Genomic DNA, 14,715 nt, shown 5'->3' with positions numbered 1-14,715 from the left:
AAGCCGGGAGGAGCACCGTCATGGAGCGCGAAGAAAACGCCGTCATCTGGTTCGAGGATCTGCGCCGGGGCGATGTTCCCCTGGTGGGGGGGAAAAATGCCTCGCTGGGCGAGATGATCTCGACCCTTGGGCCAAAGGGCATCCGCGTCCCGCCGGGGTTCGCCACCACCGCGGGGGCCTTTCGCGACTATATCGCGGCCAACACGCTCGACGCGACCATCGCCGACACGATGCAGCGGCTGGACGAAGGGCGGATGACGCTTCAGGACGCGGGACGCACGATCCGCAACGCCATCATCGGCGGCGAATTTCCCGAACGCACCCGCGCCGCGATCCTGACCGCCTATCGGGCGTTGTCCGAGCGCGCGAGTGTACCCGAGGTCTCGGTCGCCGTCCGCTCCAGCGCCACCGCCGAGGATTTGCCCGACGCCAGTTTCGCCGGCCAGCAGGAGACCTATCTGAACGTCCGCGGCGAGGCCGCGCTGCTGGAGACCTGCCGGCGCTGCTATGCCTCTCTGTTCACCGACCGGGCCATCACCTATCGACGGCTCAAGGGGTTCGACCACGGGCAGGTCGCGCTGTCCATCGGCGTGCAGCAGATGGTGCGCTCCGATATCGGCGGGTCGGGGGTGATGTTCTCGATCGACACGGAATCCGGCTTTGACAAGGTCGTTCTTATCAACGCCGCCTGGGGCCTGGGCGAGACCGTGGTGCAGGGCATTGTCAGCCCCGACGAATACCAGGTGTTCAAGCCGCTGCTCGACAACCCCTCGCTGGTGCCGATCCTCGAACGCAAGGTCGGCGCCAAGGACCGCAAGATGATCTACGCAGGCGCGACTGGCGGTGAAACCCGCATCGTCCCCTGTTCCAAGGCCGAGCGCGCGAAACTCGTGCTGTCGGATGACGACATCCTCGAACTGGCCCGTCATGCCGTGGTGATCGAGGACCATTACGGCATGGCGATGGACATGGAATGGGCCAAGGACGGCGAAACCGGCCTACTTTACATCGTTCAGGCCCGACCCGAAACGGTGCAGTCCCGCCAGACCGGGGCGCTCAAATCCTACAGGGTGACAAGCCACGGCCCGGAACTGCTGCGCGGGCTCAGCGTCGGACAGGCGGTCGTCTCGGGTCCGGTCTGCCTGATCGAAAGCGCCGAGGATATCGACCGGTTCATCGACGGCTCGGTGCTGGTGACGCCCAACACCGACCCCGACTGGGTGCCGATCATGAAGCGCGCGGCAGCCATCGTCACGGATCACGGCGGGCGCACCTCTCATGCCGCCATCGTCAGCCGCGAACTGGGCCTGCCCGCCATCGTCGGCGCGGGCAACGCCACCGAGCTGTTGCATGACTTGCAGGAGGTGACCGTCAGTTGCGCCGAGGGGGACGAGGGGATCGTCTATGCCGGAACCTCGGAATTCGAGGTCGAGGAACTGCATCCCGAAACCGTGCCCGAAACCCGCACGCGGATCATGCTGAACCTGGCAAACCCCGCCGCCGCCTTCCGCTGGTGGCGCCTGCCCGCCGATGGGGTGGGCCTGGCGCGGATGGAATTCGTCGTGTCGAACGCGATCAAGGTCCACCCGCTGGCGCTGACCCGGTTCGACCAGCTCAAGGACGAGGCCGCCCGCTCCGAGATCGAGGCGCTGACCAAGGGCTATGACGACAAGTCCCAGTATTTCGTCGACAAGCTGGCGCAAGGCCTGTCGCGCATCGCCGCCTTCTGCCATCCGAAGCCGGTGATCGTGCGGATGAGCGATTTCAAGACCAACGAATATGCGGGCCTGCTGGGCGGGCGCCAATTCGAGCCGGAGGAGGAAAACCCGATGATCGGGTTCCGCGGCGCCTCGCGCTATTACTCGCCGGCCTATCGCGACGGGTTCGCGCTGGAATGCCGGGCGATCCGCAAGCTGCGCGAGGAGATGGGGTTCGACAACGTCATCGTCATGATCCCCTTCTGCCGCACGCTGGGCGAGGCCGACCGCGTCTTGCAGGTCATGGCCGAGGCAGGGCTGGAACGCGGCAAGGCGGGCTTGCAGGTCTATGTCATGTGCGAGATCCCCTCGAACGTGATCCTTGCGACCGAGTTCGCGGAGCGGTTCGACGGCTTTTCCATCGGCTCGAACGACCTGACGCAGCTGACGCTGGGGATCGATCGGGATTCCGACGCGTTGGCGAGCCTCTGGGACGAACGCGACCCGGCGGTGCTGTGGATGATCCGCACGGTGATCGAAAAGGCGCACGCGGCGGGCGCCAAGGTGGGCCTTTGCGGGCAGGCGCCCAGCAACGACCCCGGCTTTGCGCGGCTGCTGGTCGAGGCGGGCATAGACACGATCTCGATCACGCCGGACAGCTTCCTGGCGGTCAAGGCGCATGTGGCCGAGGCGGAACGCGATCTGCCTGCAAAGGGCTGAGCCGAGCGAAAAAAGGCCCCGCCGGGGATGGCGGGGCCAGTCGGGCCGAAGGGACGCTCGGCCGGGGGATGCTCAGGCGATGTCGCCGGCGCCGGGGGCGCGCTTGTCGCCGGTTACCATGGCGCGGGGCAGGTTCTCGTGGTGGCGGAACGAGGCCAGCACCACGCCGCCCACATGCAGCGCGATAAGCAGAAGCAGCAGGTTTGCCAGCGTCTCGTGGATTTCCTCCAGCGCCTCACTGCCTTCGCCACCTTCTCCATGCTCTCCGCGTTCGTCGTCGCCGTCTTCGTCGGCAAAGGCGGGCGCCACGATCTGTGGCAGGGCGGGCAGCATCGCCATGCGGTCGGGTTCTTCCATCAGCCAGCCGGTAAAGGCCGTGCCCGACAGCGACAGCAGCAGCGCCACGATCATCGCCGCCCCCGCCGGATTGTGGCCCAGGTAGCGCCGTTCGCGCCCCCGTGCCATGTCGCCCAGGTAGGCCATCGTCTGGCCCGGACCCTTCAGGAACTGGGCGAACCGCGCATAGCGACTGCCGACCAGGCCCCAGACCAGACGGAAGGCGACCAGACCGGCGACGACATAACCCGCGACCTCATGCACGGTCGAGAGTTCCTCGGCGCTCAGCCAGGCGACAGCGAAGGCGGCGACGAGGCTCCAGTGGAACAGGCGCACCAGCGGGTCCCAGACCCGCACGGTGCCCTGTGTCCCGATGTCGTCATGGGTTGCCGTCTCAGCCATCGTCGCGTTCCTTGCTGTCGTCGTCCGAGCGGTTCTTGTAATCGTCGTCGTCATCCTCGTATTCGATCTCGACGACCTGAAGCGTGCCGGGATGCACCGTGACCTCGATCCGGCGGCCCTGCGCGTCGCGTCCGTCGATCTCGTAGCAGCCGTCATCCACCTTGATCCGCTGCACCGTCCAGCCGTTCTGAACGGCAAGTGCCGTCACCGCCTCCATCGGCTGCCAGTCGGCCATCGGCACGGCGCAGTCGTCATCGGCCAGCGCGGCACCGGCGGGAAACAGCGCCAGCGCGGCGAGAATTGTCAGGGTCTTGTTCATGGGTCACACTCCGTTCATGGATTTCCTGACACCTCTTCTGCACCCCGAATCTGACGCCAACCTGAAGCGCGGCGCGGCATTGCGTCAGGTCCCTGTCAGGCGTCGCGGCAAAGAAGGATGCGACGGACGGGACCAGGAGCGACCATGCGTATTCTGCTGATCGAGGACGACACGGTGCTGGGCGCCGCGGTGCGCGACCAGATCGCCGGCGACGGCCAGTCGGTCGACTGGGTCACGCGGCTGGACGCGGCGGGCGACGCGTTGCGCGGGGTCGGGTATGACCTCATCCTGCTGGACCTGATGCTGCCCGACGGCCGGGGCATTCCCTTTCTGCGCGCGCTGCGGGCGCGGGGTGACGTGACGCCGGTCATCATCCTGACTGCCCTCGACCAGGTGTCGGACCGGATCGAGGGGCTGAACGCGGGCGCCGACGACTACCTGGTGAAGCCCTTCGATCTTGCGGAACTGTCGGCGCGGATCGGATCGGTCGCGCGCCGCTACACCGGCAATCCCAACCCGATCGTCACGCATGGCCCGCTGGACATCGACCTGGCCGCGCGCCGCGTCCTGCGCGACGGCAAGCCGGTGACGCTGACCGCGCGCGAATGGGCCCTGTTCGAGGCCTTCCTGTCGCGCCCCGGCCAGTTGCTGTCGAGGGCGCAGCTCGAGGACAAGCTCTATGCCTTCGACTCGGAGGTCGAAAGCAACACGATCGAGGTCCATGTCAGCCGCCTGCGCAAGAAGCTGGGCAGCACGGTGATCGAGACGGAACGCGGCCTTGGCTACCGGCTGGGCCGGGCATGAGGCGGCCGTCGGGATTGCAGGCGCGGCTGGCGCTGTCGCTGGGCCTGGCCATCACGCTGCTGTGGCTGGTGACGGCCTCGGTCACGGCGGTGATCCTGCGCCAAGAGATGGACGAGGTCTTCGACTCGGCCCTGCGCGAGACCGCCGAACGCATCCTGCCGCTGGCCGTGACAGAGATCCTCGGGCGCGAGACCGAGGGAGTGACGCAGCGCCTTGCGGCGGTGCGCGCGCATGACGAGTTCTTCACCTACCTGGTCCGCGATGCGCAGGGGCGAATACTGCTGCAATCCCATGCCGCCGACCCGGCGGTCTTTCCGCCCTGGGACGGGCCGGGCTTTCGCGACACGCCGACCCATCGGGTCTATGGCGACGACGCGGTGATGGGGACGATCCGCATCACGGTCGCCGAACCGCTGGCGCATCGCGCCTCGGTCGCACGCGAGATCCAGATGGGGCTGGGCCTGCCGCTGCTGGTCGTCGTGCCGGCGGCGCTGCTGGCCATCGTGCTGGCGGTGCGCGCCAGCCTGGCGCCGGTCCGGCGGTTCCGCGACCGGTTGGCGGCGCTCGGCGCGCGCGACCTGTCGCCGGTGTCGGTGGCGGGCCTGCCGTCGGAAATCGCGCCGGTGGCCGAGACGCTGAACGGGCTGCTGGCCCGGCTGAACGCCGCCTTCGAGGCCGAGCGCAGCTTTGCCGCCAATGCCGCGCATGAATTGCGCACGCCACTGGCCGGCGCTATCGCGCAGGCGCAGCGGCTGAAGGCCGAGACGGGGGATGCGGCGGCGCGGGCGCGGGCGGCAGAGATCGAGACCACGCTTAAACGCCTCACCCGGCTGTCGGAACGGCTGCTGCAACTGGCACGGGTCGAGGGCGGTCGGCTGCGCCTCGACCGGGCCTCGGACCTGCGCATTCCCGCGCGGCTGGTGATCGACGACCTTGCCCGGGCCGCCGATGCCGACCGCATCGCCCTGACGCTGCCGGAAACGCCGGTCCTGTCCGATCTAGACCCGGACGCCTTCGGCATCCTTTGCCGCAACCTCGTCGAGAACGCCCTGCGACACGGCGCCGGGGACCTGCCCGTTACGGTGTCCCTGGCGGCGGATGGCGCGCTGGTCGTTGCCAATGACGGGCCGGTGGTGCCGCCCGAGGCATTGGCGCGGCTGACCGGGCGGTTCGAGCGTGCCGGTAGCGGGGCCGAGGGCAGCGGCCTGGGTCTGGCCATCGCTGCCGCCATCGCCGAACGGATCGGCAGCAAGCTGGTGCTGGCCTCGCCCCGCCCGGGACACCAGACTGGCTTCGAGGCGCGGGTGGTCCTGCCGGTCGCCGCGCCCAAGCCTCAGGGCTGACGCCGATCTCTCGATGTCGAACGGGTGATCCGCGAATTTCGTGTCGGGGCGCGGCCTCGACATCCTGTTCTTCGGCGCGCCGCGACGAGCGGTCAGGACACCACCGGGTAAAAGGGCTGGCCCCAATCCTCCTGCGGGTGGTCCATCATCAGGTCGACGAAGATCGGCATCAGGAAACCCAGGATCGCCGCCCCGTCGCGCACCTGGGCACGGTTGACGGCGCTGTTCCAGGTGGCACCGCCATGCACCAGCTGGTTGCGCAGCACGTAAAGCCGGTCAAAGACCAGGCTGAGCACGCGCACGCTGTCGCCGTCCTGGAAGGCGCGGGCAAAGGTCCGCGCCGATAGGCGAAAGCGGTCCTCCCAATCCTCGCAGCCGGCGATTCCGTTGTGATGCTGCCAGAACGGGTTGAAGACATATCGGTTCTCCAGCAGCAGCCGCACCGGGCCGGAAAAGCGCTGCCAGACCGCCTTGTAGATGCGCCGCTCGGCGTCCAGCGCCGTCAGCCGCCCGAAGAAGTCGCGGAACGCGTCGCGTTCCGGCACCGGGGCGGAGAGGAACTCGCGCTCGTCGGCATAGGCGGCGTTGAAGGCGATCCAGAGGAAGATGAACCGCGCGTCATGGTCCTCGCCGCAGGCCTCGGCCCTGCCGATCCAGCTGATGGCGCGGTGCACGCGCAGGCCCATTGTCTGGGGAAAGCCGGCGCGGATGGCGCGCTGCTTTTCCTTGAGGGTGACGAAGGTCGTCTGCCCAGTCATGGCCTTGTCCTGTCCCGTGTCCTTGCCGCCTGTCCCGCACCCTGTCAGGGTTTGTCACCCAGAGAGGCTAGGTATGGTCCTGCGTCCTGTCGAGCCGATTCCTTGTGAGTTCTGATGGTCATCAGTTGCTGGGCCCGGCAGGGCGCACCGCCTTGGTTCCGCCTGGCAGGAAACCCTGCCAAGGGCCCGCAGGGCAAGCGAAATCTTGACACCGTCGTGGTGTCGAACCAGGCTGCGATCCGGCCGGGCACAAGGGCGTCCGGCATCGTGGCGTGACGAGTGTGAGGAACCCATGAGGACGCTTGGCGACAGGATCCTGTTCTCTGCGACCGACCTGATGCGCTTCATGGGTTGCGTCCATGCGACAGGGCTCGACTTGCTGCGCCTGCGGGGCGAGGGGCCGGAGCCGGGCGAGGACAGCGAGGATGCGGCGCTGTTGCAGAAACAGGGCGACGCCCACGAGGCGGCGCATCTTTCGCGGCTCAAGGACGCGGGCAAGGCGGTGGTCGAGATCCGGCGCGGCGATCTCGCAAGAGACGCCGCCGCGACCCGCACCGCGCTGGCGCAGGGCGCCGAGGTGGTGTTCCAGGGCGCCTTCCTGTCCGGGAACTGGGGCGGCTGGTCTGACTTCCTCGAACGGGTCGAGCGGCCCTCGGCGCTTGGGGAATTCAGCTATGAGGTCGCCGACACCAAGTTGAAGCGCAAGCCGCATCCCAAGCACGTCCTGCAACTGGTGCTCTACTCCGACCTGCTGGCCGAGGTGCAGGGCACGGCGCCCGAATTCGCCCATGTCGAACTGGGCACCGGCGAACGCGGCACGCTGCGCTTGGCCGAGTATGCCCATTACGCGCGCGGCGCGCGGACGCGGCTGGAGGCCTTCGTGGCCGATCCGCCGGAAACCCGCCCGATCCCCTGCGCCGATTGCGCGCTGTGCCGCTGGTCGGCGCATTGCGACAGTGTCTGGCTGGCCGAGGACAGCCTGTTCACCGTGGCCAACATCACCCGCGTCCAGGTCAAGAAGTTGGAGGCGGCGGGTATCACGACAATGCAGGCGCTGGTCGGTCTGGAACACCCGGTCAGCGGCATGGCAGAGGCCACGCGCCTGCGCCTGTCCACCCAGGCCCGCCTCCAACATGCGCGCAAGACCGGCGACCCGGCGTTCGAGTTGCGTCCGCCCGAGCCCGGCAAGGGCTTTGACCTCCTGCCGCAGCCGCGCCCCGGCGACCTGTTCTACGACATCGAGGGCGATCCGCATTTCGAGGGTGGGCTGGAATACCTGCACGGGGTCTGGTTCGACGGTCAATTCCGTGCCTTCTGGGCGCATGACCACGTGGCCGAGGCGCGGGCGCTGGACGACCTGCTGCACTTCTTCCGTGCCCGGTTGGAGGCCTATCCCGACGCCCGTATCTATCACTATGCCCCGTACGAGATCACCGCGCTGCGGCGGTTGACCACGAAATACGGGATCGGCGAGGCTTTCCTTGACCGTCTCATGCGCGAACGGCGGTTCGTCGACCTTTTCGCCGTCGTCCGGGGCGGGCTGATCGGGTCAGAGGCGAATTACTCGATCAAGTCGATGGAGGCGTTCTATGGCCGCACGCGCGAAGGTGAGGTCAAGACGGCGGGCGGCTCTGTCGTGGCCTACGAGGCATGGCGCGAGACGGGTCAGCAGCAGATCCTCGACGACATCGAGGATTACAACCGCATCGACTGCATCTCGACCGAGGAATTGCGCGACTGGCTGGTGTCGATCCGCCCCGAGGGGCCCTGGCCCGTGCTGGAGATCGATGCCAGCGACAAGGAGGAAACGGAGGACCAGGAGGCGCAGGCGCTGCGCGCGATGCTCGCGGCCTCCGACCTGCCCGAGGACAGGCAGGCGATGCTGTTCGACCTAGGGCTGTTCCACCGGCGCGAGGCCAAGCCCGCGCAATGGGCGGTGTTCGACAGTGTGGGCAAGGACGAACAGGACCTGATCGACGATCTCGACGCGCTGGCGGGGCTCGAGGCGAAAGGCCCGCTGGAGCCGGTCAAGCAATCCGTTGCACGCCGCTATCGCTTTCCCCAGCAGGATACCAAGCTGCGCGAAGGAAAGCGCGCCACGGTGCCGGTGTTGGACGGCATCCCGACCAGTGTCGGCATCGAGGCGCTCGACCTGCGCGCCCGCGAAATCATGGTCAAGGTCGGCAAGGCGCGGGCGGATTTGCTGGCCGAGCGGCTGACCCTGCACCCGGACTGGCCGATCAAAACGGGCGTGATCGCCGAGGCGATGCGCGGCGTGATCGCCGACCAGTGCGGGCCGCGCGCTTTCATGGCAGTTGACGACCTGCTGTCACGCCGCGCCCCACGCCTGGCGGGTGGCCCGCATGCGGATATCCTGGGTGGTGCCGACCCGGTCGCGGGCACCATCGCCGCGGTGCAGGCGATGCAGGGCACCGTGTTGCCGATCCAGGGGCCGCCCGGCACCGGCAAGACCCATGTCACGGCGCGGGCGATCCTGTCTCTCGTCCGCTCGGGTGCGCGCGTCGGCGTCAGTTCGAACAGCCACGAGGCGATCCGCAATGTGCTGATGGGCTGCGTCGCCGCGCTGCGCGAGGACGATCCCGACATGAGCTTCGAGATGATGCACAAGGTCTCGGGCGAGGCGGATTTCTATCCGGGCGATTGCCCCGTCGCCGCAACGGACGACAATGCCGAGGCGGCTGCCTGCCGCCACGTGGTGGGCGGCACCGCATGGTTCTTTGCCCGACCCGAGAACGTGCAGGCCTTTGACTGGCTGTTCGTGGACGAGGCCGGGCAGGTGGGCCTTGCCAACATGGCCGCGATGGGGCTGGCGGCGCGCAACATCGTGCTGGTCGGCGATCCGCGCCAGCTGCCGCAGGTGATCCAGGGCGCGCATCCCGCGCCTGCCAACCTGTCCTGCCTCGACTGGATGCTGGACGATCACGCCACGGTGCCCCCCGACCGGGGCATCTTTCTGCCGCTCTCGCGCCGGATGCATCCCGAGGTCTGCCGCTTTGTCTCGGACCAAGTATACGAGGGGCGGCTCTCCAGCCATCCCGACACCGCGCGGCAATCCGTGGCCGGCACGCGCTTTCCGCGGGCCGGGGCCTTCTGGGTGCCGGTCGCGCATGAGGGCAACGCGCAGATCAGCGCCGAGGAGGTGGCCGCCATCAAGGCCGCCGCGACCGACCTGCTGGCAGGCAGCTGGACCGACAGGGACGGAACGACCCGCCCGATGCGGCAGACCGACATCATCGTGGTCGCGCCTTACAACGCGCAGGTGAACGCGCTGCGCGCCGCCCTGCCCGACGACATCCGTGTCGGGACCGTGGACAAGTTCCAGGGGCAGGAGGCGCCGGTCTGCCTTGTCTCGATGACCGCCAGTTCGGCCGAGGAAACGCCGCGCGGGATGGATTTCCTGTTCTCGCTCAACCGGATCAACGTCGCGGTGTCGCGCGCCAAGGGGCTGGCGCTGGTCTTTGGCAGCCCGCGCCTGCGCGAGGCGAAATGCGACACGATCGAGCAGATGCGGCTGGTCAACACGCTGTGCTCGCTGCCCCTTGCGGACGGGTGACACACCGGGTTCAGTCGCCCGGTTTCCGGGCTTCCTCAAAGGCGATCAGAATGCGGGCGAGATAGGCGATGCTGTCGCCCGTCGCTTCGGCCAGGTCGGGCGCGGCGCTGGCCGATATGGCGAGATGCCCCTGGGCATCCCGCGTGATCCAGCCCTTTTCCTCCAGCACGCGGATCTTGCGCCGCACGGTCTCGCGTGGGATGCCCGAGTAATCGGCCACAGACTGGATGTTGATCGGGTGCTGGTGGTGCGGTTCGTCGCTGTCCCGCGTCAACTGTCGATAGGTGGACAGTTCGGGGCTCCAGCGATCGGGCCTGGTCCGATCACCGATCACCGCCATGATCAGCAGCATGTCGAGGTCACCGTCCAGGTGGCGCCGCAACTGGGCCAGCAGGCGCGTGAACCCCGCCAGATGCACCGGCCAGATCGAGGCGAAGTTCGCCTTGATGAAGTCACCCTCTTTCGTGTTGCGTGTCGGCATCCGTGCCCCCTTCGCGATGGTCCGCCCATTTTGGGCGCAGGCTGTCTTGCGGATCAAGCCATATGGGCTAGTCTGAAAAAACTCAATTAGACAGGGGTTTTGACGTGACGCGCAAAAAGACTGCCAGGCAGGACGGCTCTGCCACGGGGGCATCTTCCGCAAGCCACAGGCCTCCGTCCCGAAAGCGCAAGACCCGGGCAATCGCGATGTTCGGCGGGATGCTGGCGGCTTCCGCCGCCTTGGCGCAGGAACGCGACCCGATGCTGTTCCACGACGCCAACGGCACGAAGATCCGCGGTCACCTGCAATTCGGCCTGAACGCTGTCGCCGAGCGCAACCTGTTCTGGGACCTGGCAGGAACGACAAACCCGGGCAGCGGCTTTGACCCCGACACGAACTGGCTGGAAGGCTATATAAAGCCCGGGGTCAGCTTTGAACATCAGCTCGACACGGGCGCAGTGGTCTACGGCAAGCTTTCGGCGGTGTCGTCCTACACCTGGGGAACTGATGCCTTCGACACCGGCGATACCGGCGCGAACACGCTCGAGGAGGCCTATCTTGCCATCCGCGGAGAGCTTGGCTCCGACCTGTCCTATGATCTGTCACTGGGTCCGCGCGAGCTGACGCTTGGGACCGGTATGCTGATCGCCAACGGCGCGACCAGCGGGTTCGAACGCGGGGCGCTGAAGCTTGGCCCTCGCAAGGCCTGGGAAATGGCGGCGATCGGGTGGCTCTCCTACGGGAATGTCACGGGAACGGCCTTTTACCTCGATCCGAACGAACTGCCGTCAACGGATGGGCACAACGAACTGGCGGGCTTCGATCTGCGCTACGACGACCCGCGGGGCGGCTATCTGGGTGGGACGTTCGTCAACGTGCTCAATTCCGACTCGCCCTATCCGCAAGCCGCCCCTGGCGGGGTCGGCGCCCCGACCGTGACACCGGGCGCGCGCGAGGGGACCCGCACGCTTGGTCTTTATGCCAAGACGAACCCGTTCGAGGGTGCCCTTGCGAATTGGACCTTCACGGGCGACTTCGCCTATCAGTGGAACGACCGGATCGACCTGGAGGCCTGGGCCGGGCGGGTGACGGCCGGATACACGTTTGCGAATGTGCCATGGTCGCCGAACGTGACGTTGGGCTACCAGACTTTTTCCGGTGACGATCCGAACACTGGCAAACTCGAACGGTTCGATCCGCTTTACTATCAGGGCAGCCCAAGCGCCTGGGCGACCGGATCGAAATCCGCCTCGACCTTCATCAATTCGAACGTGAACGCGTTGACGCTGGCGGTGCGGGTTCAGCCGACGCCGCAGGACACCTGGACGCTTCGCTATGCGCATATCCGGGCGAACGAGTTGAACAGCCCCGTCCAGTTCGGTCAGGCAACCCGTGTCGATGTGAACGGCAACGTGGTTTCCGGCGTCACCAAAGCCCATCTCGCCGACGACCTGTTCCTCGAATACAGCCGCATCATCAATCGCAACACGTTCCTGACAGCCGGTGTCTCGATCTCTTTCCCGGGTGCCGCGATCGACAATGTCGTCGGCGGGAGCGCAGCCCCCTGGACCGGAGGATTCATCAATGTCGTCGTCAACTTCTGATCTCGTGACCCTTGCCGCGGGCGTGGCCCTTGCGCTGGGGGCCGCCAGTGGCGTCGCGGCCCAGCAGGCACCGCTGTCGGCGCAAGATTCGGACCCCCGCGTCATGGGCTGGATGCAGGGCTTTCCACCGCCCGCGGACAAGATGATCACGCAACCCGACAGTGTCTATTTCAGCTTCCCTCGGCTGCGCTGGTCGGTCTGCCATCTGCGTGAATTCCTGCCCACGGAGGAAATCAGCCGCGGCGTCGGCGCGCCGGTGCCACTGGACTACCCGTCGCCAGCCAAGTTTGCCGAGCTTCGGGCGCAGATCGACGCGGTCACCTTTCTGCCGCAGAACAGCGACCAGCCGATGACATGGGAAGAGTCGCTTTTCGCCAACTATACCGACGGCATGCTGATCCTGCACAAGGGGCAGGTGGTCTACGAGCGCTATTTCGGCTGCCTCGAAGAGGATGGCAAGCACGCCATCATGTCGATGACCAAGTCCTTCACCGGCCTTCTGGCCGAGATCATGGTGGTCGAAGGCACGCTCGACGACACGCTTCTGGTCCGCGACGTGATCCCGGAAATCGGCGACAGCGCCTTTGCCAGCGCCACTGTCCGCCAGGTCATGGACATGACCACGGGGGTGAAATACTCCGAGAACTACTCTGATCCCAACGCCGATATCTGGCTTTATTCCGCTGCCGCCAGCCCCCTGCCCAAGCCCGAAGGATATGACGGGCCGGATGGCTACTGGGAATACCTCCAGCAGGTCCAGCCGGAGGGAAATCACGGCGACGAGTTCCACTACAAGACGATCAACTCGGACATGCTGGGCTGGATCATCAGCCGGGTCTCCGGCAAGCCGGTGACCGATCTCGCCTCCGAGCGGCTCTGGCGCCGGATGGGCGTGGAACAGGACGCCTATCAGACCGTCGACGGCAAGGGCGTGCCATTTGCAGGCGGCGGCATCACCGCCGGCCTTCGCGACCTTGGACGGTTGGGTCAACTGATGCTGGACCGAGGTGAGCTGAATGGTGAACGGCTGTTCCCGGCGGAAGTCGTCGAGAAGATCAGCGCAGGCGGCGACCGGTCCAAGTTCGGCGATGGCTTTCCGACCTTCGGTGCGGGCAGCTATACCAGCCAGTGGTGGGTCCTGCACAACGACCACGGTGCCTTTGCGGCGCGCGGGGTCCACGGCCAGACGATCTATGTCGATCCCACGGCGGAGATGGTCCTGGTGCGCCTGGCCTCTTTCCCGCAGGCGCAGAACGGGTTCATCGACCCGACCTCGTTGCCCGCCTACCAGGCCGTCGCGGAATTCCTGATGGCGAACAACTGAGGGCGAAAGGCGGCCTGGTTCCGCCGGGTAGGGCGTGCCTCGGAGTCGTGGACAGAAACCGCGTTGCATATCGGCCCGGCGCGTAGCTGACCGCCTCGCCCGCGCCCAGGATCAAGACGATCCGCCCGATGTCCTGGCGGGTCTTTCCGGGAGGAGAAGCGTGAAGCTGGTCAAGGCACTGTGTGCGGGTTTCCTTTTCTCGCTGTCGCTCGCGGTTTCGGCCGCAGACGCGCAGGATGCGCGCGTGGTGGTCCCGGACGCACCCAAGGGCGCCCTGATTTCCGGCTGCTACCGTGCGGACCGTCCGCTCTACGGTCCCTACCAGCTGACCTTCTGTGTCAACCGCGGTCGCCGAGGCACCTATTCGGTGCGGGGACCGCAACTGGCCTGCGAAGGGCGGCTGGGCTGGGCCCTTGCGAATGGCATGATCGTTCTCGAGCTGCGCCGCCAGTCCTGCAACAACAACCGCGCCTGGGCGGCGGCCGAAATCCGGTGCAAACCGCGCGGGCTTCTGAGCGTGATCCTCGACGATCTGATCCGGGACCTGACGCGCGGAGGCGGTGACAGGGGGCGGGTCGTGGTGCCGGACCGCCCGACCATTGGCCGCCTGACCTGCACCTACTACCCAACGGTGCCGGGCATCGGCAACCGCCAGTTCCTCGCCAACCGGTCCCTGGTGGAACCGAGATGAGCGCGCAGGGAGTCAGCGGCTGGCAAAGGATCGACAAGGCCGCCTTCGGCCTGATCTACGGCGCGATCATGGTGCTCAGCATCCTGATGGCGGCGGGCGACCATCCCGATGCACCGTTCAAGACCGCCGTCGTCCTGTTCGGCTCGGTCCTCGCGATCACGCTGGCCAAGGCCTTTGCCGAGTTCTTGGCCCATGCGCTGGACCATGGCACACGGCTGAGTGGCGGCGGATGGAGCGATGCATGGCACCACAGCTATCCGACGCTGGCCGTCGCCAACCTGCCGACGCTGTTCTTCGTGGCGGCGGCGATGGGCTGGATCACGGTGGAACTGGCGGTTCTGCTGTCGCAGGGGCTTTGCATCGCGCTGCTGATGGTTCTGGGCGCGCGCGTGGGCTGGGTCGCCGATGGCGGGATGGTCCGCGCCATCCTCGGCTCGCTCATTGCCGGCGGCATCGGCGTCGCGCTGGCGGCCCTCAAGGTGCTCATCCACTAGCTAGCGCTTGGCGATCCGGTTCCGGGCCGGACTTGAGCCGTCGCACGCATTCGCGGCCGCGCCGTGGCCTCGCGGGCCGTGCATATTGCTGCAAATTATTGATAGTCCTGCAATCTTAACGTTTTTCACGGAAAGTCACCCGCACTGATCGCTGGCTGCGCAAGAGGT

General features: G+C 66.9%; 12 protein-coding genes. 8 read left to right on the top strand and 4 right to left on the bottom strand.

Annotation, left to right across the window (positions count from 1 at the left end):
• Window positions 1-20: 20 nt before the first annotated feature.
• Window positions 21-2,417 carry a phosphoenolpyruvate synthase gene (gene ppsA, locus KB874_RS10165; RefSeq protein WP_212536474.1) on the top strand — a complete coding sequence of 799 codons (2,397 nt, stop codon included), beginning with the start codon at window positions 21-23 and terminating at the stop codon, window positions 2,415-2,417.
• A gap of 72 nt (window positions 2,418-2,489) precedes the next feature.
• Here the strand turns inward: ppsA and KB874_RS10160 are convergent, their stop codons facing one another.
• Window positions 2,490-3,155 carry a cytochrome b/b6 domain-containing protein gene (locus tag KB874_RS10160; RefSeq protein ID WP_212536473.1) on the bottom strand — a complete coding sequence of 222 codons (666 nt, stop codon included), beginning with the start codon at window positions 3,153-3,155 and terminating at the stop codon, window positions 2,490-2,492.
• On the bottom strand, window positions 3,148-3,474 hold the full coding sequence (locus tag KB874_RS10155; RefSeq protein WP_212536472.1) for a PepSY domain-containing protein: 327 nt from the start codon (window positions 3,472-3,474) through the stop codon (window positions 3,148-3,150). The genes KB874_RS10160 and KB874_RS10155 overlap by 8 nt, the downstream gene beginning before the upstream one ends.
• A gap of 144 nt (window positions 3,475-3,618) precedes the next feature.
• Between KB874_RS10155 and KB874_RS10150 the strand changes: the two genes are divergently transcribed.
• Both KB874_RS10150 and KB874_RS10145 read left to right on the top strand, forming a co-directional pair.
• On the top strand, window positions 3,619-4,278 hold the full coding sequence (locus KB874_RS10150; protein WP_212536471.1) for a response regulator transcription factor: 660 nt from the start codon (window positions 3,619-3,621) through the stop codon (window positions 4,276-4,278).
• Window positions 4,275-5,621: an ATP-binding protein gene (locus KB874_RS10145; RefSeq protein WP_212536470.1), complete on the top strand. Its 1,347-nt coding sequence runs from the start codon at window positions 4,275-4,277 to the stop codon at window positions 5,619-5,621. The genes KB874_RS10150 and KB874_RS10145 overlap by 4 nt, the downstream gene beginning before the upstream one ends.
• 92 nt (window positions 5,622-5,713) lie before the next feature.
• On the opposite strand, the gene KB874_RS10140 is transcribed toward KB874_RS10145, so the two are convergent.
• Complete coding sequence (locus KB874_RS10140; RefSeq protein ID WP_212536469.1) at window positions 5,714-6,379, bottom strand: HEPN domain-containing protein; 666 nt, start codon at window positions 6,377-6,379, stop codon at window positions 5,714-5,716.
• A 292-nt stretch (window positions 6,380-6,671) separates the two neighbouring features.
• Between KB874_RS10140 and KB874_RS10135 the strand changes: the two genes are divergently transcribed.
• Window positions 6,672-9,953 (top strand): TM0106 family RecB-like putative nuclease, encoded by a 3,282-nt coding sequence (locus KB874_RS10135; RefSeq protein ID WP_212536468.1) that lies wholly within the window; start codon window positions 6,672-6,674, stop codon window positions 9,951-9,953.
• Between the two features lie 10 nt (window positions 9,954-9,963).
• On the opposite strand, the gene KB874_RS10130 is transcribed toward KB874_RS10135, so the two are convergent.
• Window positions 9,964-10,434 carry a hypothetical protein gene (locus KB874_RS10130; protein ID WP_212536467.1) on the bottom strand — a complete coding sequence of 157 codons (471 nt, stop codon included), beginning with the start codon at window positions 10,432-10,434 and terminating at the stop codon, window positions 9,964-9,966.
• A 206-nt stretch (window positions 10,435-10,640) separates the two neighbouring features.
• On the opposite strand from KB874_RS10130, the gene KB874_RS10125 reads away from it, so the two are divergent.
• The 4 genes from KB874_RS10125 to KB874_RS10110 all read left to right on the top strand — a co-directional run bounded on the left by KB874_RS10125 (window position 10,641) and on the right by KB874_RS10110 (window position 14,547).
• Window positions 10,641-12,038 (top strand): alginate export family protein, encoded by a 1,398-nt coding sequence (locus tag KB874_RS10125; RefSeq protein WP_249200404.1) that lies wholly within the window; start codon window positions 10,641-10,643, stop codon window positions 12,036-12,038.
• A complete protein-coding gene (locus KB874_RS10120; protein WP_212536466.1) occupies window positions 12,019-13,362 on the top strand; it encodes a serine hydrolase domain-containing protein in 1,344 nt (447 codons plus the stop codon). The genes KB874_RS10125 and KB874_RS10120 overlap by 20 nt, the downstream gene beginning before the upstream one ends.
• 160 nt (window positions 13,363-13,522) lie before the next feature.
• A complete protein-coding gene (locus KB874_RS10115; RefSeq protein WP_212536465.1) occupies window positions 13,523-14,053 on the top strand; it encodes a hypothetical protein in 531 nt (176 codons plus the stop codon).
• Window positions 14,050-14,547 (top strand): hypothetical protein, encoded by a 498-nt coding sequence (locus KB874_RS10110; protein WP_212536464.1) that lies wholly within the window; start codon window positions 14,050-14,052, stop codon window positions 14,545-14,547. The genes KB874_RS10115 and KB874_RS10110 overlap by 4 nt, the downstream gene beginning before the upstream one ends.
• Window positions 14,548-14,715 lie beyond the last annotated feature (168 nt).

The organism is Thetidibacter halocola (assembly GCF_018224955.1).
In the GTDB taxonomy this organism is placed as follows: Bacteria; Pseudomonadota; Alphaproteobacteria; order Rhodobacterales; family Rhodobacteraceae; genus Thetidibacter; species Thetidibacter halocola.
Note: the sequence above shows the minus strand (reverse complement) of the source record. Positions and strands in the feature narration are given on the sequence as shown.